Below are 26,222 nucleotides of genomic sequence, written 5' to 3' on the forward strand. Positions count from 1 at the left end.
GAACATACTTTATTAAAGGGCACATCCTATTTCCGCTCGCCCTCGGCATTACCGCCGAGAGAAACGGAATGATTATGGCCAACGACATTTCATCAAGCCATTTTGAGCCGAGAGCATCGTCCGCTTGACGCCCAGCCGTTTTGTCAGGAACGGAGCGATCGAAGTAATCGATCCACTATCGTCCACCATCTTTCCGAAGATCCCGCCGAGCAGGAACATCGGAAACCTTTGCGTGACGAAGCGCGCTGTCCCGTTCATGGGTATCCAGCCCCTGCAGTGCGGTGCGCGAAAATCGTGCGCAACTGTCGGCTTCTCCATCGAGGCAAAGAAGTTCTAACCGCTGATCGAACAACCACCAGGCTCATCGCCGCGGGGTCAGCTTCGGGGATTATTGGCTGAAGCCGTTCGGCCGGCTCCACCAACTAACGCGTCTGGTCGTTCGTCAGCGCTTACTAGTCGAAGTTTAACAGGATTGCTGGTCGCGTAGGCCGAATGTATCTCACTACGGTACTATCCGTTCATCAGGTGCGTGATTTGCGACCGTTGGCTTTATGTGTGGCACGGCAGCAAGCTTTGTACCGAAGGCCTGAGCCGCAAGGGCAGAGGTCGCTACTCCGGCGCTGCAAACGGCCAACAACAAACAGCAGAAAACCTGTTGGTAACATTCTCGCAGTCGTGGCTGCGATCTTTGCCGAAAAACCTGGAATTACAAGTCGACGTCCTGACTTGAAACCGTGCCAGACGTGCTCGGCTACGTAGGGAGCCGGGTATCTGGGAAGAATTTTGAATAACGATACTTTTCCGGCTCCAGAGTGATCTAGGAATTCAGTAGCGACAGGTCCCGGCGCGGCGCAGGTTACGGTCACACCGGTAAAGCGAAGCTCGGCATTCAGAGCTTCGGAAAACGAACGCACGAAGTTCTTGCTCGCGTAGTACATAGCCATATTGGGGCCTGGAAGGAAGCTCGCAACAGATGCCAGATTGATCACACCACCTTGCCTTCGCCTCAACATTCCTGGCAGGAAATGGAGCGTCAGCTCACTTAACGCCCGAATATTGACGTCAATGATACCGATCTGCTTGTCGATCGGCAGGACGCTCGCAGCGCCGCGCAACCCGTATCCGGCGCTATTGACGAGCACATCACAGAGAAGCCCCTTCTCCGTTAGGAACTCTTCCAAATGCGCCGGGGCACCGGCCAAACAGAGGTCCAGATCCAGAATAAACGCCTCGCCTCCCTCGATGCGAATCTCGCTGGCAGCCTCAGCGAGATGTTCGAGCGAGCGGGCAACGAGTACGACAGGACGACCCTCGCTGGCAGCAACCTTGGCGATCGCTTTCCCAATCCCACGTGATCCGCCGACGACCACAACGGCATGTCTGGATGCTTTTTCATCAATCATTCCATTGTGCCGGTTTTGGAGGTAGTCATGATTGTTTCTTCGCCGGGGAGTTGCTTGACTTCGGATGCGACATCATCGTTCAAGATCGCCTCAAAACGCGCTAGCGCGCGCGCGACCGTTGCGCCGTCCATTACCCGGTGATCGTAAAGAATTCGAACGCTGATGGTTCCATCTTCTTCGATCGGCCCCCAATTGAGAAGCGTGGTGAGCGGCGTCAGTGGGTTCAATGATTCCGCGCCTAGACCCGAATAGACCGAAAGCTGAAACGTACCGAAAAATCGTTCGCGCTGTCTTGCGAGATTAAGACCAAGCCACATTAATAGCCACCTCACCGGCCCGGGCAGTTTGGCGAACCGCAAAGCGCGCCGGAATTGCTTGATCGTCAGGATAGGCTCTGAGCGCGTTTCTTCGACGATCTGCTGGATGGAGGATATCGAACGGCTTTCAGGATGCCTGATGGTAGCAAGCAAAACAGCACGCTCGCCTTGATGCTCGCGCTCGTAAGCGACAGAAGCAACACTCTTCGAATACTCGTAGAAATGCGGCCAGGGGAGTTTGACGTAAGCGCGGCGAAGTTCAGGTATCTCCTGAGCAAGGACTCCATATCCCTTTAGGAAAAGTACTGTCCAGGAGGGACGTCGGGTCCGCGTGTTCCGTGCCGCCAACAGGAGTCCGAGATCCATTTTTCTTTGGACAGTTACCCTGGGTATTCCAATCGAAAACCGCATCAGATCTCCGACGAGCCGGCGTGACGCAGATATTTTAAGGGCACGGCCTCGCATATGCGCCTCAATAGAAATAGGGAATGATCCGCTTCGTTGTTTTCGCGTAGTTTCGATAATCATTGCCGAAGGTTTCCATCATCATGTGTTCCTCTTTTCCTACCCGGAGAAAGAATAGCACAGAGAAGCCCAGAAGCCCTGCCAGTCCTACAGCCCAGTTGGGCAGCAGGAACATCTGACCAAATGCCAACAACAGGAATGAGCTGTACATTGGGTGACGGACGCGTGAATAAGGGCCTGTGTGCACCAATTTGTGCTTGTCACGAATTTCCAAGCTGATCGACCAGTTCTTGCCGAGTTCCTTATGAGTTTTCCGAAAAAGCCACAGACCGGAAAAGAACAGGACAGTGCCAAGGGCGGTAGCCCATATGTGGGCAGGATAGTCCGCAACGGCCGGCATGCCTGTCGCTATATAAACACCCGGGACAAGACCTTGCCCCAGGACTGCCGCCCACAAGCCAACTCTATCGACGACAGAACGACGATTATCGATAACGCGAATGGCCCTGGCCCGCCGTTCGAAAGGGCGGCGAATAATATACCAACATATGATGCCGGCCACCCAAATAGACTCGCCGATAATGGCTGAGGATGCATTCATCTAAGGCACCCAGGGCGATCGGCTAGTGGTCGCTTTCTCGGTCTAGCGCTCTGCTTATCCATTCTCATCCCCCGTTCAGCTCGCGAAGCTTCGTGATGAACTGTTGAGGTCTAAGATAGATCGAAGGTGCTTTGTAACCCATGGAACGCGCAATATCTGCCACGAAGGCATTGCAGTTGCTCACGGACGCCAGCCAGACCTTTGATTTGGCTTTGAGCATGCGGATATGGGCTACGACTTTCTCATACTCAGCCCTGGTCAGCACGACGCGCCAACTTGCCGAACGATATTCCTCCTCCAGATCGCCATCACTTTCACCCGTCTCGGCAGGTACCGGAATGAAGTGACCAAGGACGTAGGGGAGCGGATCGTTTGTAGCTGGTGCTAACCCGGCCACCTCGCGAGTAATCGCCTGGCCGTTGGCTCCCAATTGTCCAAAAATGACATAGGAATGCCCATAAGTCAGCGCGTAGCGTGAACGAAATTCAATGAAATACCGACGTTCAGGACGTCGAGAGGCGATGGCGGGTGAATCGGAGCTGTTTTGGTAAGTCGATATGTAACGCGGTAGCGGCGGTTTGTCGTCACCTTGGCAGGAAACCATAAACAGAGACAGGCAGACCATGAGGGACGCGAAGTACTTTCTACCCGGCATCAACCTGCTCTTTCCCTTGGACGCCAGAATTCGAGCGAGAGCTGCCAGCCTCTCAATTCGAACGCGAATGATTGGAAGAAATTGACATATTTCATACGACGGGGAGCATCGGCGGATGCTCCCCGTCGATCTCGAAAGCTACTTGTACACGGCTGTCTGCGCTGCAGGCGGCGGGGCCTTCCCCTTGCCCTTACCAATCATCCCGCATCCGCTCAGGCTGGCGACTGACACGATTGCGACTGCGATAATCATAAGTCTGCTCATAAAGATGTCCTCTCCTATTTCGGAATCGGGTCCTTCAGGCAACGCTTTATTTCATAACCGTAAAAAACTACCACGAATAGCATATAAATGTCACACAACCTTTTCATTCGTTGAACGGTGTTCTCATTTCGGTCAGTGCGCTATGTGAAACCAACCTGGTGCAGTCCTTGCAAATCGGCGTCATCAGTAAATCAAAACCTGCGTCCCGAGAGGTGTCAGTGAGTATAGATGGACGATGTCGTTGTTGGTCAGCCGCACGCAGCCATTCGAAACCGCATGTCCTATCGACCAGGGTTCGTTTGTGCCATGAAGACGGTACATCGTGTCCTCGCCGTCCCGATAGAGATAAAGTGCAGCGGCTCCAAGCGGGTTATGAAGGCCGCCCTCAACGCCTCCCGCATATTGCTCCAGACGCGGCTTGCGCTGGATCATGCTGGCAGTCGGTGTCCACGACGGCCACTCCGCCTTTCGACCCACTGTCGCTCGCCCCTTCAGCGAGAGGCCGGCCTCTCCGACGGCCACACCATATCGCGTTGCCCGACCGCCATATTCGACGTGATAAAGGTACCGCTCGGCCGTGTCGACGATGATCGTGCCAGGCGCCTCGCCGCCATCATATGGAACGCGTCGACGTCGGTATTCGGCAGGCAGCCGATAACTCGTAACGGCGAACGGCGACCAAGCCATTGAAGTACAACCGGATGCCGAAGCGCTCAAACTGAAGAGCATAAAGCTTCGGCGCGTCATGAGGATCGTGCTCATGCCTACCTATCGCGTTCGTTGAAAATCTGTCTCGATGCGATGCCAGTCTTTTGTAAGGTCGGGTCTCGGGACCTCCATTCTATTACAGCAAAGCTTTTGCCATCAAACCGACAAGCAAAGTTAGTGATTGCTTTTTCTTCCGTCTCTGCAACCTTACCGGTACGCTATGGAAAGTAAACCGTGATTCCGTAAGCAGGGCACGAGACTGCTTCAGGCGTCGACAAAGAGTTATCTACCCAAACATCCTGCTTCGGATCGTGTTTTAACTTGGGGGACGATCTGGTGAAAGCTGATATGCGGGGGAAGATCGCGATCGTGACCGGCGGCGGTTCTGGCATCGGTGCGGCCATATGCCGGCGTCTGGCAGAGGAAGGCGCTGAAATCATCGTAGCGGATGTGAATGATGACGCGGCGCGCAGGATTGCGTCTGAAATTTCCGCTTGCGGACATCTCGCCCACGACATGGCTGTCGATGTTACGAACCCGGAAGCTGTCGAGGCCATGATTAATGATGTTACCGTGAGGTTTGGCGGTCTTCATCTGGCAATCAACAATGCCGGCAGCTATGGCGGTCAGGTCGATACCGCTGGCTATTCGCTCGATGAGTGGCATCGGGTGATGGATGTCAATCTCAACGCCGTTTTCTATTGCATGAAATACGAAATTGCTGCGATGCTTAAGTTCGGCCAAGGAGCGATTGTCAATGTCGCTTCCGTGCTTGGCTCGGTAGCACTGCCAGCAACTGCGGCATATACCGCAAGCAAGCACGGAGTTATCGGGCTGACCAAGGTTGCGGCGATCGAATATGCGAGGCGCGGCATTCGCGTCAATGCCGTTTGTCCAGGTTGGATTGCGACACCGCTCCTCGAGGCCGCTTACAAGAATTTTTCCAATAACCGGCGTATGGAGGCATTACAGCCCATGGGCCGCAGCGGAACACCGGATGAGGTAGCCGCCCTCGTTTGCTTCCTGTTGTCAGATCAAGCAAGCTTCATTACCGGAAGCTGTCATCTTGTCGATGGCGCGTACAGCGCTCATTGACCAAGGTGTGAGCCTGACGAATAATCAGCAGCGCAAGGCTACGACGGAGGCTCCTCGCACCGATCCCTCGTCTGGCGACTGAAAGCCGACCCAGCTACGTTTACCGAGCGGATGAGCAGCAGTTCAGACTTAGCGGAGGAGTAGGTTCCGGTACACTGGCTGAGGTAGCTCTTGATAAAAATTGAGCGCGCGTTTCTCGGAGTGACCTAGAATACCTGGTTGAATGAATGGGACTGAAGTGACCAGTCGCTCGCAAACGCACTATCCTTTTCAGTTGAAAGCCAGATGAGGGACAATGCGGCGACTAAATCTGGCGTTGCTTCAGAGGTTTCCGAACCTTCGGTTCGGCCAGCGTCACGCGGGGGAACCGATCGAAGGGATCGTAACGTGCAACATCCATATTGGTTCTCCTTTGGCTTCGGCGGCTTTGCAGGAGAACGTCCAACAGGCAGCCGTCCTGCTCAGCTGGGCGCCACAGCGGGACGGTCTGATGTGAGGCATTATCCCGCGGGCAGCCAGCAGGTTCTCGACCGTGCGTAGGCTCAGAGGTAAACGGAAACAAAAGCCATGCTGCACGGCGGCGTATCCGGCGCGTTGATTGGCAACGTCGCAGATCAGCCGGGGCGTTGCTACCATCGCGATCGAAACGGCAACAGGTACATCTTGATCAACCGTTATCCATCTCAAATCTAGTTTACATGCCCGTCGCATTATCTGGCGCTGAAGTATGCTGCTACAGCTGAAATATCATCGGCCGTGAGTTCCTTGGCAGCCCCGCTCATCAGATGGTGGTATTCAGAGCCACCGCGCCCACCGGATTGAAATAGCGCCAACTGATTTTGCAGATAAGCTGAGTTTTGACCGGATAGTTTTGGGTAGGCCGGATTGGCATCTGCTTTATCGTGGCAACTCAGGCACGCCGGGATCTTGTCGGCACGACGGCCCTGCTCCGCGAGTATCCTACCCTTCTCGATCAAAATTGGATCATGAACAGCACCTGCACGAGCCGCCGGAGTCTGGTTGGCATAATAGGCAGCCAGTTTTGGCAGTCCCTCAACGGACAATGCACCGACCGCCACCTGCATGATACCACTTGGACGCGTCTTTTCGGCATAGGCCTTGAGAGAATTCAGCAGATAGGCCTCGGACTGCCCCGCAAGCCGCGGGATGTCGCTGCCATCATTCAACTTTGCTTCGGCATGACAGCTTTCGCAGGTGATCGGCAAAGGCGAGACCTCGCCAGCATGACCGAGGCCGTGCAGGCCGGATGCCCGGATATAGGCCTGTGCATCCATATCCGGCAGCTTTCGGAGAAAAGCCACCATCGACCATACCTCATCGTCGCGCGACTGGACGGGCCATGCCGGCATGCCAGTGAAACGGACACCGTGCTTGACGATCTCGAACAGTTCGGCATCCGTCCATTCAGGCACCACGACCTTCAGGTCCGGCGGCGGGGGCAACATGGCGAGCACTGAATCCGGCCGCGGTTGAGCCGGCGAACCGTGACAGACTGCACAGCCGGTTTCGAAATGGCCGGCCGCACCCGGGACCAGCCCAGGATCGTTGAGCGGCGGCACGTCGCCGGTTGCGACCGCTCTGGCCGAGACAGAGTTGCGCATCACCCAATGCAGGAACCAGTCAGTGACCGCCCAGTGTCCAGTAGAGGCGCGCACACTCATCAGCCCCGACCAACCGACTGCCAGCCCGAGGAGAGGTGCGAGCACTACAAGCACGATCAGATGTTTCCAGCGAATGATCATCAGCCTCTCCTGCGCAATGCTCGGGGAATGCCGGAATTGAGTGTCGTGGCCAGAAGTGAGACGCCCCCCGCGAGATAGACAGCTGCTCCAACCAGCAACATGATGACGCCACCGGCCTGCTGATCGACGACCGGGCCAAGCGGGACGCCGAGACAACTTACCTCGCTATCGCCGTAAAGTGCTCGCGGCGACAGAGCCAGCAATGCGCCGAGCAGAGTCATATGCATGGAGGTGAAGAGCAGGCCGGCGGCGCCTGCCATGCGCCGGCCGTCCCTGCCCGCTTCCAGCCCGCCGAGGCAGGAGAGCCACAGCGCCAAGCCCGCAGCGAGAAAGGTGGCCTGCTCAAGTGCGGCGACGAGCGGAGAGCTTTCCGACAACGCCCGAAGGACAGGAGTGTGCCAGAGCCAGACAGCAACGAGTTCCACGATCGAGGCAACGATCGGCGAAAACCACGGCCAGCGTGCCGGGAGATCTATGCGCGTTCCCGAGAGGCCGATGGCGATGAGCGGTGCTGCGCCGGCAACGACACCCATATGGGCGATCATGTGGATGGTGAACGAGGCCCGGTCGGCGAAGGGAAGCAGAAGGCCCCAAAGCGCGCCCAATAAAACCACACCGGCAAAAAGCGAGGCGCGTTTCATCGTTGGCACTCCGCGATGAGGATCAGCGGAATGGCGGCGTAGACGACAGCGACAAAGCTGAGCCCCGAAAGAAGCAGCGTCGCATATCCCTGAAACAAGGTGCGGCCTTTCCTCGTCGGCTCATCATGCGGCGGGTCATGCACGCCAAAACCCCATTGTCGCCAGGCGAGCCAGGCGGAAAGCACGATGACGGCCAATGCGAACACAGTAAAGCCTGCCAGAAGAAGCCGCACTGTATCGAAGCCGAAATCGAGAGATGCAGCCTTGGCGCAGTAGATGGCGACGGTCGCATAACAGCCAATGAAATGCACCGCCCAGATGGTCGGGGCGGTGAATAGGGTCCAGAGGCTTTCCACTTCGCGCGGGATGACGCTCTTCATACGTTCACCATTGGAAAGAGGCCCAGCACCGCGAAGGTGATGACGGCGGTAAAGGCCACGAAATGCCAGTAGAGCGTCACATTGCGGATATCCTGGTCATAGGCCACGGTGACGCGACCGGTAAGGCTGCCGACAAGGCAATAGGCCTGCATGATCACCCCGACAGCACCATGGACGACAGTCCAGATGGCTATGATCCAGACCGTGGCGGGATAGACGTTGGAGGTCGGGTCCATGCCGTGAAAAAAAGGACCGGCAAGCCCTGCGAGACAGGCTGCGATGGTGACGAGCATGCCGGCGACGAGCGCTATGCGGCAGCCAGCAGGTCCCTTCTCGTTCAGTTCTCGTGCCGCGATGGTCAGGAGCCATGCGACGACGAAGAGGACGAGCGCCGCTATCGGCCAAATTACGCCCGGGCCTGCTGCACCGGATGTGAAATCGTCATGCACCGTCCAGTAGAAGAAATAGCCGAAGATCAGGCTGGCAAAGGCCGTGCCGTCGCCGACCATGGTGATGAACATCGCCCACCAGCCAACAGAGGCCGGGCCAGACACATAGACCGGCAGTTTTTGTCCAAGCCCGACATCGACCTCTTCCGCTTCCGGGATCTGCGCCGTCCCCGTCCAGAGCCAGACCATGATGGAAATGAAGGTTATGACGGCGCAGATGAGGGTCGGAATCCACCAGTGAAAAGTCAGCGCGATGAAGACGCCGCCGAGCGCCAGGGCGGAAACCATCGGCACTAGGGAGACACCACCAACGCGCAGGCACTGGATCGGCTCGGCATCAAGTACGGAGGTCACAAGCGTCTCGCGCTGGCCCGACTTCGCGTCGGGGAGATAGTAGCGCCCCGCCTCGATATCGGCCTGCAGGTTCGGCTGCTCCCAGAGCGGATAGCGACTGGTGATGATTGGCACCGAACGCATGCCCCAGCTTTCATCAGGATCGTTGGTCCATTCCAGTGTGCCGGCATTCCAGGGGTTGAGATTTCGTTCCACGGGTTTGGGCTTCGGTCGGAAGATATCGATCACGAAGGTCATGACCCCGGCGGCAAAGACAAAGGCGCCGATCGTCGAGATCATGTTGAACAGGTCCCAGCCGAACTCTTCCGGATAGGTGAAGACGCGGCGCGGCATGCCGCGTAACCCGGAAAAATGCATCGGGAAGAAGCCGACATTGAAGCCGACGAACATCAGCCAGAAGGCCACCTTGCCCCAGGCATCGGAAAGCTTCTTGCCCGTGACGAAGGGGAAATAATAGTAGATGCCGGCGACGATCGGGAAGAACATGCCGCCGATGATCACGTAGTGCAGATGCGCAACGATGAAATACGTATCATGCGCCTGCCAATCGAAAGGTACGAGCGCCACCATCACACCAGTCAGGCCGCCGATGGTGAAGATCGCAAGGCCCCCTGCCCCGAACAGCATCGGCACGGAAAAGATCACGCGGCCGGCCAGCATGGTGGCGATGAAGACGAAGATTTGGACGCCTGTGGGGATCGCCACGGCCTCCGATGCGGCGGAAAAGAAGGCAAGCGATATCTGCGGCAGGCCGGTGGTGAACATGTGGTGCACCCACAGGCCGAAACTGAGAAAGCCTGTGCCGACCGCCGCCAGCACGATCCACGAATAGCCGACGATCGGCCGCTGCGAAAATGTCGGCACGATCATCGCCATCAGCGCGATGGCTGGAAGAAAGATGATGTAGACTTCCGGGTGGCCGAAGATCCAGAACAGATGCTGCCATAAGAGTGGATCCCCGCCGCGCGAGACGTCGAAGAAAGGCCAGTCGAACATCCGCTCCATTTCGAACAGGATGTCTCCTGCGATCAGCGGTGGAAAGGCGAAGAGGATCATGCCAGCGACGATCAGTAGATACCAAGCGAACATCGGCATCATATTGATGCGCATGCCCGGCGCGCGGCACTTCATGATGCCGACGATGATCTCGACGGCAGCGGCGATAGAGGCAACTTCAATAAAGGACAGGCCGAGTAACCAAATATCGGCGCCGATGCCGGCATATTCCTTGTCGGTCGCGAGCGGGGGATACATGAACCAGCCGGCGTTGGGTGCCGCATTGAAGAAGATCGAGCCGCAGACAAAGATACCGCCGAGCAGAAAGCTCCAATAGCCGAAGGCAGAAAGACGCGGGAACGGCAATTCGCGTGCGCCCAGCATGGAGGGCAGGAGGAAGATCGCGATTGCCTCGAAGATCGGTACCGCGAAGAGGAACATCATCACCGTGCCATGCAGGGTAAAGGCCTGGTTGAAGAGATCGGCGGAGATGAGATCGTTGTTCGGCACCGCGAGCTGGGCGCGCATCAGCAGTCCGAGCAGTCCGGCAAACAGCATGAAGGCGAAGGCGGTGACGCCGTACCAGAGGCCGATCTCGCTATTGTTGACCGAGGTCCAGTACCGCCAGCCGCCCGGTGTCTTCCACACCCTGCGCAGCCGCTCCTCCTGCGCCACCCGCTCCTCGGGCGAAAAATTGCCGAGCTCCGCCATTATTTGAGCTCCTTCAGGAAGGCCGCAATTGTCTTGATGTCGTCCTCGGGAAGCATGCCGAAATGCGGCATCTTCACACCCGGCTTGATCACGCCCGGATAGGCGACGAAACGAGCGATGTCCTCGGCGGTGTGGCGTAGTGTTGCGGCGGCAAGCGTCGTGCGCTCGCCAAAGGCCGTCAGATCAGGGCCGATGCGACCATTGGCGGGCGTGCCGGAAATGGCATGACAGGCGCCGCAGCCATTGTTGAGGAAGATGGCAAGCCCTTCGGCATCCTGCGAACCGGATACCCGGCGCTCGGCTAGCCAGGCCTCATGCTCATCGGGCGCCACCGCGCGCACCGTAAAAGCCATCAGCGCATGGGATTCGCCGCAGAATTCGGCGCATACGCCTCGGTAGGTACCTTCCCTGTCGGCCGTCAGCGTCAGCGGATTGGTGCGGCCGGGGATCATGTCCATCTTGCCGCCGAGCGACGGCACCCAAAAGGAATGGATGACATCTGCCGCCTTGAGAGAGAAATGTGCCGGTTCGCCGACGGGGATGCGCACCTCGTTGGCTGTCTCGAACATCGTCTCGCCAGCCTCATCCAGATAGCGCACCCGCCACCAAAACTGTTCGCCGGTTACTTCTATACGGCGCACCTGCTGATCGTCGGGCACCCAAGGTCGGATCGCCGGCATGAGCCACATGCCATAGGAGAGGAGCGCGCAGAGGATGATCGTTGGGATAACTGCCCCACCCCAAAGGATGACACGGCCGGCGCTCTCCTCGCTGTGCTCCCGCTTTTTTCGGGCAGAGTAGATCAGGGCGGCGACAAGTCCGACCCAGATGACTACGCCGCCGGCCAGCATGACGAAGAAAAGCTGCGCGACGTTTGCAGCCTCCGGGCCGGCGGGGTCGAGTGCGGAGTGAGTACCGGAGCAGGATGTGAGCGGAAGGACGAGGAGTGCGATGAAACCGGGACAGAGCCGCGACAAATGCCTTTGCGACCGTCTCGATTGGAGTAGGCCTGCCACCCAGCCATCTGTCATTCAGAACTGCCCCTCTGCATCTGAACACTCGTGGCGAAACGGTGGCGCAACGTCATTGTTCCAAGTGACTGTCATTTTCATGTCGCCTGTTCATAGGGGCCTGTGCTTTGGAGCCTATGCTGTCCAGACGCGACTGCCGGCGGGAACAATTCGCGCTCTGATGCGGTTGATTTGCACAAGCTTCCTGTGCCCCGGAGTGACAGATGGCCGTCCTTTCCTCTCCAAACCGCGATTCCGCCGCATACCCTTTGCAGTCGCTCTTCGTCCCTTTCCCCCTTGTCTGCTTCACGCTCACGCTGGCAGCAGACATCGCTTACTGGCAAAGCGGCGGTAACCTGATCTGGTTGGCCTTTGCCTCATGGCTGCTGTTTGCCGGTCTGATGTTTGGAGCGATCGGCCTGCTGGCGGGTATGATTGATGTTCTCCGGCGGCGAACGCGGCCCCTTCGCCCCGGTTTCATGGCCATCCTCCTTTATATCGCGATCCTGTTGCTCGCCTTCGTCAACAGCCTCCTTCATGCCCGTGACGGGTGGACGGCAGTCATTCCGTTCGGTCTGGCGATCTCGGCCGCAACATTCGTGCTTGCCGTCCTCGCGGCCATCACGTCGGCAAGAAAATACGCAAGACTGGCCTGGAGGGTCTGAGATGAAATCGTTCTTTCCTGGCGTTTCCGCCCTTGCCCTGACGGTTAGCCTCGCGGGCACTGCGATGGCGCAGACTGCAGCGTTCGATACCTTCCAGCAGATCGGTCCTGACCCGGTCCTGCCGGAACCGCAGCAGGAGTTGCTACCGGATCTCAAGGTGGCAAAGGTGGTTGGCTGGAAGGATGGCGAGACGCCGTCCGTGCCGGAGGGCCTCAAGGTGACCGCTTACGCCAACGACCTCGCCAACCCACGCACGGTCCACACGCTCCCGAATGGCGATGTGCTGGTGGTGCAGTCAAAGGCACCAGAGGGAAAGCCGCTCAGTCGTCCGAAGGACTTCATCCGCGGCTGGATCATGGCGATGGCTTCCGGCGGTGGCGGCGAGCAGAAGGAAACTAATCTCATCACTCTGCTGCGCGACACCAATCGCGATGGAGAGGTAGATGAACGTCATGATCTTCTGACCGGCCTCGATTCTCCCTTTGGCCTCGCTTGGGCCGACAACACGCTCTATGTAGCGTCTGCCAGTGCCGTTCTCGCCTATCCTTACGAACTCGGCCAGAATCAGGTCAGCGAGGCGCCGCGGACCCTTACGCCGCTTCCCGGTGGTCCGTTGAACCATCACTGGACGAAGGATATGGCGCTCAGTCCGGACGGGCGCATGCTCTATGTTTCCGTGGGTTCGAACTCGAACGCCGCCGAGAACGGGCTTGAGGCGGAAAAAGGCCGGGCCGCCATCTGGCAGATCGACCGACAGACGGGTGCCGCACGCGTCTTCGCGTCCGGCCTGCGCAATCCGAACGGGCTGACATTCCATCCGCAGACCGGCGAACTCTGGACGGTGGTCAACGAGCGCGACGAGCTCGGCCCCAACCTTGTGCCGGACTATATGACATCGGTTGAGGATGGCGGCTTTTATGGCTGGCCGTGGAGCTACTATGGCGATCACGTCGATCCGCGCGTTTACCCCCCGCGTCCGGACATGGTCGAAAAGGCAATCAAGCCTGACTATGCGCTTTCGAGCCATGTCGCGGCACTGGGCATGGCCTTCACCGAAGGCTCGGCCATGCCGCAAGTCTATGCGAACGGAGCATTTGTCGGCAACCGTGGCAGTTGGAACCGCAATAGCTTCAACGGCTACAAGGTCGTCTATATTCCCTTCGAGAACGGCAAGCCATCAGCCAAGACACAGGACGTCGTAACCGGCTTCATCAGTGGTGAGGAGGCTCGCGGTCGTCCCGTCGGCCTTGGTATCGATGGCACCGGCGCACTGCTCGTGGCCGATGACGCAGGCAATACGGTCTGGCGTGTCGCGTCTTCGGACGGCACCGTCATTCCGCAGACGAGAGGGACTGACGGTGTCCCTACGAACGTTCAAGGCTCCACAAATTTGAGGACCGGTCGCATTGCCGATACGGCTTCCGCGATCGCATCCGATACAGGCACGCCGCAAACATCGCAGGAGCGACTGACGGGACAGGAGGCAATTTCTAGCGCACCTGAAAAACTGCGCCCCGCCCAGATGCAGATCGCACCTGCAACAGGGCCATAGGAACCGATCAAATGTGGGACTTGTTGCCGCTTGTACTTAGAGTTCAGTGTCTCCCACGCGGATCTTCGCTCTGGCGTCGGGTCGGTAATGTCGAACCGTTGAAGCCCCATTGCAGGCTATGATCGGCGCCCGGCGGACACCGCTCCATAGGAGCCGCCCGCAGACGAGAGGGGAACATTTGCCAATCCACTAGGTTACTCCTCCTCAATGGGAGGACATAAAATGACTGATCGGAAGCTTGTTGAAAATGCGACGGATGCCCGTCAGGGAAAGACAGGAAAGCCAGTACTGATCGTGCTGTGTGCTGGCCTTTGCCTCGCAGCGGTCGCTTGGGTTGGTGCTGAGTTCTGGGGTGAGGCGACCGATGCTCCCGCCGAACAGACTGCTACACCGCCCGCCGGTGACAACACTCCAAAATCCGCAGCAAGCCCGAGCGAGCCCACGACGACGGCCACTTCGGTCGATCGGGCGCCGCATGCCGAAAGCGGCACTGGCGGATCGTCGCAAAGCCATGCACCCTCAGGGAATACCACTAAACCATAACGGACAAGCGTCGCCGCTGTTTACAATGAACGGACAGAACGTACAAATGTGTAAAAAGATAGGTTGGAGGCAGAGCTAGCCGCCGCAATACTCAATCTTTTTCGAAAAGGAAACGACACAGTACCGACGTTGCGTGAAGCCGTGCCCGGACACTGTGGGCTGGATTAATTGCGGCATGATCTGATTTGATTCAACGTTTTTTTTGTAATCGACCATCGAAAAACTCCAGGAACAAACCAGCGAATTCGTGGTTCATCCTCTGCAAACAAAACGCACGGAGGAGACGACATGGACCACACCAATCACGTTCGCCTGAACCCCGCGGAACTGACACCAGCTGTTCTCGAAGGTGCAACCATATATGGCGCGGACGACCATAAGGTCGGAAAGGTAGATCACATCCATGGGACGGGTCCCGGCAGTTCTGCAGTCATTGATGTCGGCGGGTTTCTTGGGATCGGCGCAAAACCTGTTGCTGTTCCGCTAACGGACCTTCAGTTCATGCGCGACGAGGATGGTGAAGTTCATGCGGTGACTGCATGGACGAAGGATCAGCTGAAAGAAATGCCAGAGCATCATCACTGACTGATACCCACATGCAGGCCCGGCTCCAAAGCCGGGCTTTTTCACGCTCCCTCTGAATTGCAATATTTAGCTCTGATCTGTCTTGCCGCCTTCGCTTTCCGTCAGCATCGACGCCAGTGTTCGCCACGCAATCGAGATCATGCTCGCGCGAGGGGTGAACGGACTGCCTGTCATCGATAGCGAAGGTGCACTTGTTGGCATGGTGACCAAAGGCGACCTCATGACACGGGAGGAGATCGGCCCCGTACTGCTGCATATCCCTGAGCCCCCTCTGAAGGATGAGGAGCCACTCAAAAAGTTCATCAAGGGCCATAATTGGAGGGTCGGCGATGTGATGACAAAAAGTGGTCGCGGTCTCTCCGCAATGTCCGTCACGACAATCGGTGAGATCTTTCTCCTGTACCACGTAAAGCGCGTTCCCGTCGTCCAAGATGGTGCCTTGCTCGGCATAGACAGCCGGCGTGACCTGCTGCGTGCGGCGACAATCGCTCCACCTCGCCGTGCGAGGATGAGGGATGAAGAGATGGAAATCGCGGTGAAGGCACGCCTCCGTGCAGACCTTGGATATGGACCGAACGAAGCCAGTGTGATCGTCCACGACAATATCGTTCACGTCATACGCGCGGTCTAGACGATCTGCAGCGAAGGGCGATCCAGATGCGTTGTCGAAAGTCTGCCAGAAACAACTTACAGGGAACGCGACTTTTCACGGACATAAGGCAGCAACAAGGACCTCTGTAACAACAATAGCAAGTTCTTGATGTGAACGGGAATCGAACCGGCGACCCGCGATAGGCATGGTGGCAATGGTCGGCTTGAGAGGCGTAGATCATTGCACCAATTGGTGCTATGAGCGTTTCAACATCTGGGCGCTGCCTATGCGATCTACTATTACTTGCTCTATTCTTCAGAGCGTGAGCACCTCCTCACTGTGCTCCGCCACGCCGCCGCACGGCGGGCACCCAGAGTGGAGGTTATCCCTGTTTTTGTAGCGCAGTAGCAGTAACCTCCACCAATCTTCTCCGTACGGTTTCGCACAGTTGCTGTCTGACGCTGAGGCACTACTTCGCCCGTGTCGAGTGAGGGAAGACGCTCGACAGGTGGAGGTTTGAGCTTCTTAGAAGTAGGTTGTTCGCCTCCACCAACCATCGCGTTAATTGCAGCGTAGAATCGTTCGAGAGATTGATGTTGGAGCGCTTACCCCGTAGGCTTTCAAACTGGCGACTGTTCTTTCTTGATGATGGACAGTCGCCTTCGCTCGGTACGATATCGTACGGGTCAATTTGGTATCTTCCTGACCAAACCGGATCATGCTCATATGCTGTAGTCGCGAGGTAGGCACCTACGACTTCGGTGGGGATCGTGCTCTGGCTTTACAGCGATCTCCACCTAGCCTGATCTGAGGACCAAACGAAATCACAGCTTCCCAAAATCCTTTTTCGCTTTTGGATTGGGAGATTAGGTAGCTGCCTCTCTTACGACTGCCCCCGACGGGCAGCCAATGTCATCCAGGGAACGATCCGCAACCCGTCTCCACCCTAGCTTATCGCTAACGGATGCTGAACGGAAAATACTTCGCGTTGATCCTGTCATATGTCCCGTCAGCCTCAATTGTCCCAAGCGCCTGATTGAGACGGCGTAGAAGATCGGCATCATCCGGGCGCACAGCGATGCCGGCGCCTTCTCCAAAATAATTCGGGTCCTTGACGTCTTCACCGCGGAATTCGCAGCAGCCACCTGCTTTGGTATTCGTCAGCCAATCGTAGACCGCCAGCTTGTCCTCCAAAATGACGTCGACTTCCTTAGCCTCGAGCGCTTTGTAGAGGTCAGGCGACGAAGGATAGACGACGCGTTCCACGCCATTGTAATGATCGTTGGCGTAGCTTGCCTGGGAGGTCGACAACGTCACGCCGAGCTTTTTGCCGGCGAGATCGCTGGGCTGCATGCGTTTGAGCGGGGACGATTTCTGAACAATAAATACTGACGGGCTATCATAATACGGGTTTGTGAACTTGACGTTTTTCTTGCGCTCCGCACTCATCGACATCGAGGAAATGATCGTGTCGTATTTTTTTGCGAGAAGGTTAGGGATCATGCCATCCCAATCCTGGACGACAAATTCGCATTTCAGCCCTGCTACACTGCAGAGCGCTTTCGCGATCTCGACGTCAAATCCCTGAAGTTTGTTATTAGAGTCGAGATAGTTGAACGGTGGAAAGATGCCTTCGATGGCGACCTTGGTTATGGTCTCCTGCGCCTCGGATGCCGCCGGCACTGCAGTGCCGGATATGCCTAATCCGACTACAATTCTTGAGAGTAGGTTTGTGGTCCTGCCGCCCATGTTCTTGAACATTCCGCATCCCCTGTTGTGCGCCATTCTTTGTGACACGTACAGATTAATATGAGCTGTTGAGCGATCGCTTAAATTCCGACTGCATTTATAAGTGTTTCGAAATCTTTTTGCTGAATTCTGCCACTCAAAACCCGTGGGCAGAATTGCTTGAGCATCTATCTGGTGTGGTGTCGAAGAGCTTTTCTCGCCGCAAAAATTCTAGACTGATCTTCGTACCCATCATTGCTATCGGCATCGCTGCGGCCTTGCTTGCAGTGGTGGCAACGCTCTGGGCCGGGGTCGAGAGCGATCTGGCAGCGCTGGAACGCCAGAAGGAACTGGTCACGACCAAGCTCGCCGATCAGGTCAATCAGGTGGCTGCGGATGTGGCAGTGATTGCCAATGGCTACGCTTCACTTCTTCCAGGCAGTGTTCCCGGCAGCAAGAGTTCAGACTATGGTGAGGTGAGAAGATTTGGCGAAACTATCACCGCGGTGTTCGGCATGGAGCAAATGCTTCTTGTTGATCGACAGGGCGACCTGATCCTTGATGGAGACGCTGCGATCGCACGGCGGTATCAGTGGGTGAGGCCTCTTCTCGCAGACTTCTTCGAGAGAGTTCGGGACGACCGTCTTCGAACAACAGCGGGTAGACAGGACAACGGTTCACCCGTCGCTTCTCGTGCCGAGATCTTGCGCCTCGAGGGCCGAGCTTCGATCACGAGCATATCGCCCGTCAATTTCAGCGGCCCCGATGGAACGATAGAGCCACAAGCCCAGTATTTTCTCATCGCATTCCGTTTCCTGGACGGTATCGTACTTGACGAGCTCAGTCGCGAGATGGGCTTGAAGGGCGCGCGATATGCCCGCACCCTGGATGCAACAGATGGGGAGGTCGCATTTCAGGTAGAAGCGAGTGCCACAGGAGACCCCATCGGCGTGATCATCTGGACACCGGACCTGCCGGGTTCCCGGGTCATAGAGAAGCTCACGCCTTATCTATGTGCCGCCATCGCGGTGATCGGCGGTTTGTTCTGGCTACTGGTACGACGCCTTAATCGAAGCTGGAAAGAGCTGCGTCGCAGCGAGCAACACGCCAAGGAACTTGCTCTCCTGGACGTGTTGACCCGTCTTCCCAACCGCGATCTATTCGCCCGAAGGCTTGACGAGTGCTCCGCATCCACCTCCTCGGACATCGGCATTGTTGTGGGGTTCATCGATCTCGACCGTTTCAAGGCCGTCAACGATTCCTTTGGTCATGCTGTTGGCGACGAGTTGATCATCGAGGCCGCTGCGCGCATGAATGAGGTGCTCCATGGACGTGGCACACTCGCCCGCCTCGGCGGCGACGAATTCGCTGTACTCCTTATGCTGCAACAACAGGACATCGCTTTCCACGCCGACGTCTTCGAGAAAATCATTTCGGAGATCCGTCGACCTTTCTCCCTGCGCCAAAGCGAGATTACGGCTTACATAGGCTGCTCGATCGGGATCGCTTCAAGTACAGGTCGCCACTGCCCGCCAGAAGAACTGCTTCGCCGTGCAGATGTCGCGCTTTATCAGGCGAAGGCCAAAGGACGCGGGTGCCTCGTGGTCTATCACGCTGAGATCGAAACCGCGCAGCGTGAGCGGGAGCGCCTGGTTGACGAGCTGCGGACGGAACTTTCTAGGATCGGGGCTGCGTCGCTTCGAAACAGCGACATGGGCGCATCATCCCGCCCTGCCCTCGAAGTACATTTTCAGACCATCCATCGGGCCGGAGACGAGAGCAAGGTATCTGGTGCCGAAGCGCTTGTTCGCTGGCGCCACCCTCGGCTTGGGCTCCTGTCGCCAGACAGGTTCATACCGCTCGCAGAGAGTACAGGGCTAATCGATGAGCTAGGAGAATTCATCCTGAAGCAGGCTTGTCTGATTGGACGGTCCCGCCTGCCGAATAAAACTATCGCCGTGAATGTATCGCCAAGGCAGCTGAGGAACTCTCGCTTTGCCGACAGCGTCCTGGCTATACTGAGGAGAGCCGAATTTGCGCCCTCCTGCCTGGAACTTGAGCTGACTGAAACAGCGCTCGTGGATAATCCAGAACAGGCGAAAGAAACCTTAAGTCAGCTTCGGGGCGAAGGCGTAAAGATAGCGCTTGATGACTTTGGAACAGGCTATTCATCGCTAAGCCATCTCATCCATTTCGGCATAGACCGCATTAAGATCGACCGTTCTTTCGTGCGGTTGCTCGATACACAGAGCAATGGGGCTGCAGTTGCCGCGGCCGTCACGAGCCTTGCACGCAATCTCGGAATTGAAACCACCGCTGAGGGCGTCGAGACAAAGGGCCAAAGGGATTTCCTGGTTGCTATCGGGTGTAACGATCTCCAGGGGTTTCTGTTTTCGCGACCGGTTATCGCAGAAGAGCTCAAGGCACACGAACACGAAACACAGGTTTCTCGACCGACCCACGAGTTCTAGAGTATCGCCCGAGGTCGCCTTCACGCCTGTTTGACAGAAATTAGGGCGAAGGCTGCAGCCTTGGAACGAAATACCAACAATACGTTTCTTATCTTCAACGCGGGAGAACAAGATGGCGAACCGTAAAGTTGTCGAGACTGGCACAGAAGCGCGACAGGGCAGAACAGGTCGTCCCATCCTGATTGTTCTCATCGCTGGCCTGGCGCTAAGCTGGGATAGCGTGGCTCGGAGCGGAAATTTGGGGGGAGTCGACCGACGCTCCGGCGGAAAACACTGCAATCCCGCCCGCCCAAACCAATTCATCAACACAGCCGGCGGCGCCCAGTACGGGGCCTGCTGTCTCGGCGCCAAGTGATCGGGCCCCGCATCCAGACGGCGGCACAGGCGGTCCTTCTCAGTCAAACCAGCCAGCGGGTAGCACGACACGACCGTAAGATGCAATTATCCGGCCGGCGGGTCACGGAGTCTGTACCGTAGCGATTATAGATAAATGCAACTCTTCGTGGCGTCATAACTGTAAGGCGTATTTGGGGCGCCGTTGACTTGCAGTCCTTCCTCGACCTTCGGAACCACCCGAGGGGCTATTCGTCTGTACGGTCTCGTACTCTTTTCTTCGAAAGCATGGCGACTATATCGATGGTCTGGGTGCGATGGAGGCTAGTCTCTCTCCAACTACCGTTTCTCTAGGCAATTGACATGTTGCTGCATCAACTGAAGCGGTGCAGGCACCCGCAAAATGCCAGCGCCTCTGGGTGAGGGATGCAGCAGTGCACCCGCCAAAGCGAGGCGTCTTTTCTGCCCTTTGACGTCCGTCCTTGGATATCCGCGCCCTATGCATCCAAGGCCGCTCCTGCTATCAGATGCCTCCAGCGGCCGCTCGTCAGCAGCGCCGTCACGTTATTCGTGGCGTTAAGCATATGCTCGCCATCGCAACGGTACACCAACCGGCGCAATCGAAAGCATAGAGGTATGATCCGCTGTGCGGCTTGAGATGACAGGTTGTTGGTGACGATGGAACCGAAGCCCCGCTCTCGCATTCTCGCTTCCGTTAGCCACTCACATTTCAGAGGAAATGATTATGAACAACATCGTTTGGCTCGTTGGAGCCGTCGTCATCGTACTCGCAATCCTTAGCTTCTTCGGATTGCGGTAAAAGTTAAGCCCGCATTCAGAGGCTGCAAAAAGGTAAAGCGCAACGGGGCGTCCAGTCCAACTTCAGTGTGCAGGGTTGACATGGGGATCGCGCATAGTGCGCGCCTCCTTCGATCCCATAGGGGCACCGGTTGCAAGAAAATTCCCCGAAGCCTCAGCTGCGTACGCCGCCAACTTTGTAGCTTCATCGAAGTTATTGTTGTCGCAACCACGAGTCGCCTCCTCGCGTTTTTTTATGACGGCCTCATATCCATAAACTTCACCTAGTTGGCGAAGGCTCATTGCTGCAACCGCCTCGGCCGGTACACTAACATGCCGATCTGGCGTCGCAGCCAGCGCGCGACTGAACGTGTCGCGCTTCGCGTGCCTGGTGCAGATGTCCTGCCAAGCCTCGTTGCCGGTCACCCTTCTTTTCTTTTGCCAACCGACCCGTCACCGGACTGCCTGTGGTTTAGTGTTAGTTTTCGGGAACCTCCACCCAGCGACCGGGTTATTTGACGTCGGACTAACGTCTGACACATTGGGTGAAGGAGCATGCCATGCAGAAAGTCTTTTGGGATAAACCAGTAGTCGCCGGCCAGAGATTAATTTTCGGTCCAATGGAGGCGCAGCGTTTCCTTCACGCCAATTGGCCTTATGCAAAGAACCTAGATTATGCCGCTGCCGATCTTTGCATCCTCAAGGCGCTTGACGGTCGAGCTACCCCTGATGAAGCGCGCGAAATGTTCGAGGTTGCTGTCCAGTCTGCCGATCCGGCTCGTCACCCCGACGCGTTGAAACTAGCGGGCTAGCGTGGCCGGATTGCAGATCTCATGACCAGCGTCTCTGTCGGAACATCGCTCCGGTGCGGCCGTTTGGATAAAAAATGAGGATAGCCCAATGACCACCATGACTTTTGCGCCGATGATTGCGCTCGCGGTCTTTCTGATCGTCGTTATCGGTGTTTTCACCTTCATCATCCTGCGACGCGGAAAGCTGAAGGACCGTAACCCTAGCCAGGTCGACCCAGACAAACCGACCGCCGAATGGCTGAAGCGCGAAGCTGCCAAGGGGAAGCGCCCGTTCTGATCCCTTTCTCCGTTGTTTTCAGTTCAGAAACTAAAGAGGTTCCATGTCGACATATTTACCCATGAGTATCCTTGCGGCCATTTTGCTCTGCGCCTTGGCTGCTACCGCGATCGCGATTTACAGCCGGTGGCGGCGAAGCCAGGCACCATCTCCACAGGTACCACCTGAAGAGCCGACCCATGAATGGCTGACGCGTGAAGCGCATAACGGTGTCGACCAGCGCGCGTCGAAAAAATAGGGCGGGCACTAGGGCAGGTGAACCGTGCATGCCCCTCGGATTCACCAGAGTGCTTTCTAAGCAGATAAGTGCCGCTTTCGTACGGTCAAAGCCGAGATGGCCGAACGTGAGGTTCGCTCGATCGCCTATCACATGAAGGCTGCTCGCTTCCCGGCCTATAAGGACATCTCCGGGTTCGACTTCGCCGCCAGCGAAATCAATGAAGCGACGGTGCACCAACTGCACCAATGCGAGTTCATGAACGGGGCGCACAATATCGTGCTCGTCGATGGGCCGGGCACAGGAAAAACACATGTCGCGACTGCCCTAGGGGTCCAGGCGATCGAGCATCACCGCCGGAAGGTCCGCTTCTTCTCGACCATCGAATTGGTCGATGCGTTCGAACAGGAGAAGGCCAAATGCAAGACAGGACAGATCGCTGAGACCCTGGTTCGCCTCGATCTCCTGATCCTCGATGAATTAGGATACCTTCCGTTCAGTGCCTCAGGGGGAGCGCTGCTCTTCCACCTGCTAAGCAAGCTCTACGAGCGCACTAGCGTCATTATCACGACCAACCTCAGCTTCATCGAATGGGCAACCGTCTTTGGTGATGCCAAGATGACCACGGCTTTGCTCGACCGCCTGCCCCATCGGTGCCATATCCTGGTAACAGGAAACGACAGCTTCCGCTTCAAGGCCAGCTCGGCCGCCGCAGCTCAGAGGAGAGGAGAAAAGGCCAATCCCTTGACCAAAACCTGATCAAAAAACCATACTCAGAGGCGGCTCACTTCTCGGTGGAAAAAAGGGCTCAGTTCCGCGTGGAAACCAACACACTGCTACAGATCGAGCCCACAGGCGTAAACATCCATGTCTGGATTTCCGCGCGTACATCGATGCTGCGCCGTTTATTCACTCCGATTTGCGAATGTTGGCGCCAGAAAACAACGTCAAAAAGCTCCGCCAAGGGCGGAGCGTCTGTGAGTTGCAATGTCCTCGGATCAGCTTGGGAGCACCTATTGACCGTTGAAAGCGACGTTCCCAAGTTACTCCGCTACGAGATCTGTTCCAAACCATTGAACACTGAGCTTTTTTAATGTTCCGTCGAGGGAGATGGCTTCAAGTGCATCATTAAATCTAGCGGCAAGCTCCTCGTCGGTTTTTCGCAAACCGATGCCAATACCCGGGCCAAAGAGGCCGCCTGACAAACGAGGTCCATAAAGCTCTACCGCCGCACCATCCGCAGTATCGAGAAAGCTCTTCCAAACAGAAAAGTCGGCCAGTCCGGCATCTATACGGCCTGCTACGAGATCCAGGTTCAAATTATCCTGCTTGTCGTAGACCCGGATATCGACGCCGTCGCCGAAATACTTCTGGACGAATGCCTCGGCGTTGGTCGAGCCCTGCACGCCGATCACCTTGCCCTGCAGATTTGTTTTTAGTTTCTGCAACAACGCACTGTTCTCTTCTGTCTTTGCGGAAAGATCGACCTTCGTATCCGACCCGAGTGATGCGATATTGCTGGATCGAGCAACGACGAAATAGTTGGATGTCAGGGCATAGGGTCGCGAAAACGCAATGACCTGTCTGCGCTTTTCTGTGATCGACATGCCGGCCATGATCGCATCGAACTTCCCCACTGTAAGTGCCGGAATAATGCCATCCCAGGCCTGAGTTACGAAGTCGCAACTGAGCCTGGCACGCTCGCAAAGCGCTCTGCCTACATCGATATCGAAGCCGATCGGCTCGCCGGATTTATCGACCGCGTTCCAGGGCGGGAAAGCGCCCTCGGTCGCAATCCTTATATGCCTTTCCTGCTGCGCATTCGCTTGCCACGCAACCGATGGCATCAGAGACAGCAAAATTACGATAATGTGTATTCTCATGATATTCCCCTTCTTGCTGGTTTCCTTAGAGATAGATCTTCGGGATGTGATCCCGAAGCAGGCCGTAGAGCCCGACGACGTCCGTTCCCCATTGGGATGCGATCTCTTCATGGGTGATCGTCTGATGCGCCTGCTTGCCGAGCAGCACGACTTCATCGCCAAAGCGGGCGTCAGGGACATCGCTCAAGTCGATCCGGATGTGTTCGAGATGGCTGGGTGGTAGAAGTCGCGCACGTCGTCCTCTCACGAGCGCGGTGACGTTCGGCGGAAGTTGCCTGGGCAGGCCATCTCCCCATCCCATCCCAATAACGCCAAGCAGCATTCCTCGACGCAACCCGGCAATCTCGGGAACGGTTCCAAGCGATCGATCCACACGCTTGACCGATACCAGCCGCGTGCGAACAGTCTTCAGCGCAGGTTGCAGTGGCATGGAGCGGGACCCCAACGACCCTTCCGCGACGCCAAAGAACAAAGCCCCGGGATCGACCGCGTCGAAATCCATTTCGGGATGGTTCAACACGCCGTTCGTGCTCGACATCATGACCAATGGCGGGCGAAGGCCAAGGCGTTCAGCATGCATGACGACTGCACGCATCCTGCCGTATTGTGCCTGAGCCATTTGTGATCCTGCTGGTGGAAGTTCACTCATATGGGCATAAATTCCCTCGACGCGAACGCGCTGATCATCCTCTGCCGCTGCAAGTAAATCGCAAACGGACAACGGCGTCGCTCCGGCTCGGAAGAAACCCAAGTCGACCTTGATGAATACACTTAGCGATCCGATGACCGATCGCCATTGTCGCAATTCGTCAATGCTAGAAATGCTGACCGTCAGACCAAGCGCTTCAATCGTTCGGGCTGCAGCTATGCCTGGGCCCGGATAAAGCAGAAGTGGATGTGAAACACCTTCGCGTCGGATCGCAATCGCATCCATGAGCGACGCGACGGCAAAGCCATAAGCACCTTCGCTCGCGAGTGCAGCGGCGACCGGTCCTGCCCCACAGCCGTATCCATTCCGTTTCAGACAGGCATAGACTTTTACGTGTCCGCCAAGTTGTGCTCGGAGCTGGCGGTAATTATGCCGTATTGCCTCCAGATCAATCTCGTAGCAACTTCCTCTCAAGGTAGCATCGTCGCACATACCTGTCTGATCGAGGAGCGGTCGTGAATTCGCAATCGTCGTCATCGCGACACACTCCCTGGCAAGCGCGGGCGGCGTATCGTTGCGGTCATTTCGGCAAGCCGGGAATTGCCAGTTTGAGAATTACGCTGCTGATGTTTCGCGAGATGACGCTCGAATTTTGCAAAGACATGTGAGATCACTAGCGTGATCCCGAGATAGATAAGCGCGGCAGAAATGAAGACTTCATAGGGAGAGAATGTCTGTGCGACGATCTTCCGTGCGCTGCCGGTCAATTCCATCAATGTGATCGTGCTTGCAAGCGAACTTGCCTTCAACATCAGCACGACTTCGTTGGCATATGCAGGCAAGGCGAGCCTGATCGCGGCCGGCAGGACCACTCGCCGCGTTCGCAGCGCATAGGACATTCCAAGCGCTTTGGCCGCCTCGACGTCGCCGAACGGAACCGCCCTTATGCCTCCTCGCAGAATCTCGGTCGTATAGGCCGCATGATTGAGCGAGAACGCGATCAGCGCACACCAGAATGGCTCCCTCAGGATTACCCAGGCGGCACTCGACCTTATCCAGTCGATCTGGCCTGCTCCGTAATAAACGAGGAACAGCTGGACGAGCAGCGGTGTGCCGCGAAACACGAACGTGTAGACGAGGACGGGAACGAATAGGAAAACGGTCGACGACGTGCGCATCAGGGATAGTGGCAATGCAATGAAAGCGCCAAGGATGATCGAGACCGTAGTCAGTTTTGCCGTGAGGATCATGCCATCTGCGAGCAGCGGCAATACGTCGAGGATGAGTGACAGGTTCATGATTATT

The 26,222-nt window shown here is 56.8% G+C and carries 25 protein-coding genes and 1 pseudogene; 10 read left to right on the forward strand and 16 right to left on the reverse strand.

Annotated features, from left to right (window positions below):
- Window positions 1-521: 521 nt before the first annotated feature.
- The 6 genes from HNQ72_RS26570 to HNQ72_RS26590 form a co-directional block, all read right to left on the reverse strand.
- Window positions 522-1,403, reverse strand: coding sequence for an SDR family NAD(P)-dependent oxidoreductase (locus HNQ72_RS26570; protein WP_183997006.1), 882 nt, complete (start codon window positions 1,401-1,403; stop codon window positions 522-524).
- Window positions 1,400-2,185 carry a hypothetical protein gene (locus HNQ72_RS26575; protein WP_183997230.1) on the reverse strand — a complete coding sequence of 262 codons (786 nt, stop codon included), beginning with the start codon at window positions 2,183-2,185 and terminating at the stop codon, window positions 1,400-1,402. Before HNQ72_RS26575 ends, HNQ72_RS26570 begins: the two co-directional genes overlap by 4 nt.
- 7 nt (window positions 2,186-2,192) lie before the next feature.
- The gene (locus tag HNQ72_RS26580; RefSeq protein ID WP_183997008.1) at window positions 2,193-2,786 is read right to left on the reverse strand and encodes a protein-S-isoprenylcysteine O-methyltransferase; all 594 of its coding nucleotides are present in this window, start codon (window positions 2,784-2,786) and stop codon (window positions 2,193-2,195) included.
- 64 nt (window positions 2,787-2,850) lie between these two features.
- On the reverse strand, window positions 2,851-3,441 hold the full coding sequence (locus HNQ72_RS26585) for a hypothetical protein (RefSeq protein ID WP_183997010.1): 591 nt from the start codon (window positions 3,439-3,441) through the stop codon (window positions 2,851-2,853).
- A gap of 138 nt (window positions 3,442-3,579) precedes the next feature.
- The gene (locus tag HNQ72_RS30765) at window positions 3,580-3,705 is read right to left on the reverse strand and encodes an ABC transporter (protein WP_244654578.1); all 126 of its coding nucleotides are present in this window, start codon (window positions 3,703-3,705) and stop codon (window positions 3,580-3,582) included.
- A 183-nt stretch (window positions 3,706-3,888) separates the two neighbouring features.
- A complete protein-coding gene (locus HNQ72_RS26590) occupies window positions 3,889-4,467 on the reverse strand; it encodes a L,D-transpeptidase (protein WP_244654577.1) in 579 nt (192 codons plus the stop codon).
- A 282-nt stretch (window positions 4,468-4,749) separates the two neighbouring features.
- Here HNQ72_RS26590 and HNQ72_RS26595 point away from each other — a divergent pair, with 282 nt between their 5' ends.
- Entirely contained in the window at window positions 4,750-5,508 is a 759-nt protein-coding gene (locus HNQ72_RS26595) for an SDR family NAD(P)-dependent oxidoreductase (RefSeq protein ID WP_183997234.1), read from the forward strand.
- 710 nt (window positions 5,509-6,218) lie between these two features.
- On the opposite strand, the gene HNQ72_RS26600 is transcribed toward HNQ72_RS26595, so the two are convergent.
- From HNQ72_RS26600 to coxB, 5 genes are read right to left on the reverse strand one after another with little or no spacing between them, the layout of a single operon-like run.
- On the reverse strand, window positions 6,219-7,271 hold the full coding sequence (locus tag HNQ72_RS26600) for a c-type cytochrome (protein WP_183997011.1): 1,053 nt from the start codon (window positions 7,269-7,271) through the stop codon (window positions 6,219-6,221).
- Entirely contained in the window at window positions 7,271-7,912 is a 642-nt protein-coding gene (locus tag HNQ72_RS26605) for a cytochrome c oxidase assembly protein (protein WP_210319728.1), read from the reverse strand. Before HNQ72_RS26605 ends, HNQ72_RS26600 begins: the two co-directional genes overlap by 1 nt.
- Window positions 7,909-8,292 (reverse strand): hypothetical protein, encoded by a 384-nt coding sequence (locus HNQ72_RS26610; RefSeq protein ID WP_183997013.1) that lies wholly within the window; start codon window positions 8,290-8,292, stop codon window positions 7,909-7,911. Before HNQ72_RS26610 ends, HNQ72_RS26605 begins: the two co-directional genes overlap by 4 nt.
- The gene (gene ctaD / locus HNQ72_RS26615; protein WP_183997015.1) at window positions 8,289-10,802 is read right to left on the reverse strand and encodes a cytochrome c oxidase subunit I; all 2,514 of its coding nucleotides are present in this window, start codon (window positions 10,800-10,802) and stop codon (window positions 8,289-8,291) included. The genes HNQ72_RS26610 and ctaD overlap by 4 nt, the downstream gene beginning before the upstream one ends.
- Window positions 10,802-11,833, reverse strand: a complete 1,032-nt coding sequence (gene coxB, locus HNQ72_RS26620) for a cytochrome c oxidase subunit II (protein ID WP_183997017.1) — start codon at window positions 11,831-11,833, stop codon at window positions 10,802-10,804. The genes ctaD and coxB overlap by 1 nt, the downstream gene beginning before the upstream one ends.
- A gap of 203 nt (window positions 11,834-12,036) precedes the next feature.
- On the opposite strand from coxB, the gene HNQ72_RS26625 reads away from it, so the two are divergent.
- From HNQ72_RS26625 to HNQ72_RS26645, 5 genes are all read left to right on the forward strand, one after another.
- Window positions 12,037-12,477: a DUF2231 domain-containing protein gene (locus HNQ72_RS26625; protein WP_183997019.1), complete on the forward strand. Its 441-nt coding sequence runs from the start codon at window positions 12,037-12,039 to the stop codon at window positions 12,475-12,477.
- 1 nt (window position 12,478) lies between these two features.
- Window positions 12,479-14,029 (forward strand): PQQ-dependent sugar dehydrogenase, encoded by a 1,551-nt coding sequence (locus HNQ72_RS26630; RefSeq protein ID WP_183997021.1) that lies wholly within the window; start codon window positions 12,479-12,481, stop codon window positions 14,027-14,029.
- 222 nt (window positions 14,030-14,251) lie between these two features.
- Complete coding sequence (locus HNQ72_RS26635) at window positions 14,252-14,572, forward strand: hypothetical protein (protein ID WP_183997023.1); 321 nt, start codon at window positions 14,252-14,254, stop codon at window positions 14,570-14,572.
- Window positions 14,573-14,860: 288 nt separating this feature from the next.
- Window positions 14,861-15,157, forward strand: coding sequence for a PRC-barrel domain-containing protein (locus HNQ72_RS26640; RefSeq protein WP_183997025.1), 297 nt, complete (start codon window positions 14,861-14,863; stop codon window positions 15,155-15,157).
- An 82-nt stretch (window positions 15,158-15,239) separates the two neighbouring features.
- A complete protein-coding gene (locus HNQ72_RS26645; RefSeq protein ID WP_183997027.1) occupies window positions 15,240-15,788 on the forward strand; it encodes a CBS domain-containing protein in 549 nt (182 codons plus the stop codon).
- Window positions 15,789-16,706: 918 nt separating this feature from the next.
- Here the strand turns inward: HNQ72_RS26645 and HNQ72_RS26650 are convergent.
- Window positions 16,707-17,498, reverse strand: a complete 792-nt coding sequence (locus tag HNQ72_RS26650; RefSeq protein WP_183997238.1) for a transporter substrate-binding domain-containing protein — start codon at window positions 17,496-17,498, stop codon at window positions 16,707-16,709.
- A gap of 68 nt (window positions 17,499-17,566) precedes the next feature.
- Here HNQ72_RS26650 and HNQ72_RS26655 point away from each other — a divergent pair, with 68 nt between their 5' ends.
- Window positions 17,567-19,948, forward strand: a complete 2,382-nt coding sequence (locus HNQ72_RS26655) for a putative bifunctional diguanylate cyclase/phosphodiesterase (protein WP_183997029.1) — start codon at window positions 17,567-17,569, stop codon at window positions 19,946-19,948.
- A 1,215-nt stretch (window positions 19,949-21,163) separates the two neighbouring features.
- Here the strand turns inward: HNQ72_RS26655 and HNQ72_RS26660 are convergent.
- Window positions 21,164-21,505, reverse strand: coding sequence for a hypothetical protein (locus HNQ72_RS26660; protein ID WP_183997031.1), 342 nt, complete (start codon window positions 21,503-21,505; stop codon window positions 21,164-21,166).
- Window positions 21,506-21,639: 134 nt separating this feature from the next.
- Here HNQ72_RS26660 and HNQ72_RS26665 point away from each other — a divergent pair, with 134 nt between their 5' ends.
- From HNQ72_RS26665 to istB, 3 genes and pseudogenes are all read left to right on the forward strand, one after another.
- Window positions 21,640-21,891, forward strand: coding sequence for a DUF982 domain-containing protein (locus tag HNQ72_RS26665; protein ID WP_183997033.1), 252 nt, complete (start codon window positions 21,640-21,642; stop codon window positions 21,889-21,891).
- Between the two features lie 88 nt (window positions 21,892-21,979).
- Window positions 21,980-22,168: a hypothetical protein gene (locus HNQ72_RS26670; protein WP_183997035.1), complete on the forward strand. Its 189-nt coding sequence runs from the start codon at window positions 21,980-21,982 to the stop codon at window positions 22,166-22,168.
- A gap of 322 nt (window positions 22,169-22,490) precedes the next feature.
- Window positions 22,491-23,144: pseudogene (gene istB, locus HNQ72_RS26675) on the forward strand (IS21-like element helper ATPase IstB); the annotation flags it as partial.
- Between the two features lie 284 nt (window positions 23,145-23,428).
- Here the strand turns inward: istB and HNQ72_RS26680 are convergent.
- From HNQ72_RS26680 to HNQ72_RS26690, 3 genes are all read right to left on the reverse strand, one after another.
- On the reverse strand, window positions 23,429-24,232 hold the full coding sequence (locus HNQ72_RS26680) for a transporter substrate-binding domain-containing protein (protein WP_373289508.1): 804 nt from the start codon (window positions 24,230-24,232) through the stop codon (window positions 23,429-23,431).
- A gap of 61 nt (window positions 24,233-24,293) precedes the next feature.
- Window positions 24,294-25,454 (reverse strand): alanine racemase, encoded by a 1,161-nt coding sequence (locus HNQ72_RS26685; protein ID WP_244654574.1) that lies wholly within the window; start codon window positions 25,452-25,454, stop codon window positions 24,294-24,296.
- Window positions 25,451-26,215, reverse strand: coding sequence for an ABC transporter permease (locus tag HNQ72_RS26690; RefSeq protein ID WP_183997037.1), 765 nt, complete (start codon window positions 26,213-26,215; stop codon window positions 25,451-25,453). The genes HNQ72_RS26685 and HNQ72_RS26690 overlap by 4 nt, the downstream gene beginning before the upstream one ends.
- Between the last annotated feature and the right edge of the window lie 7 nt (window positions 26,216-26,222).

The sequence above is a fragment of the Aliirhizobium wenxiniae genome, from assembly GCF_014201355.1.
GTDB lineage: Bacteria > Pseudomonadota > Alphaproteobacteria > Rhizobiales > Rhizobiaceae > Neorhizobium > Neorhizobium wenxiniae.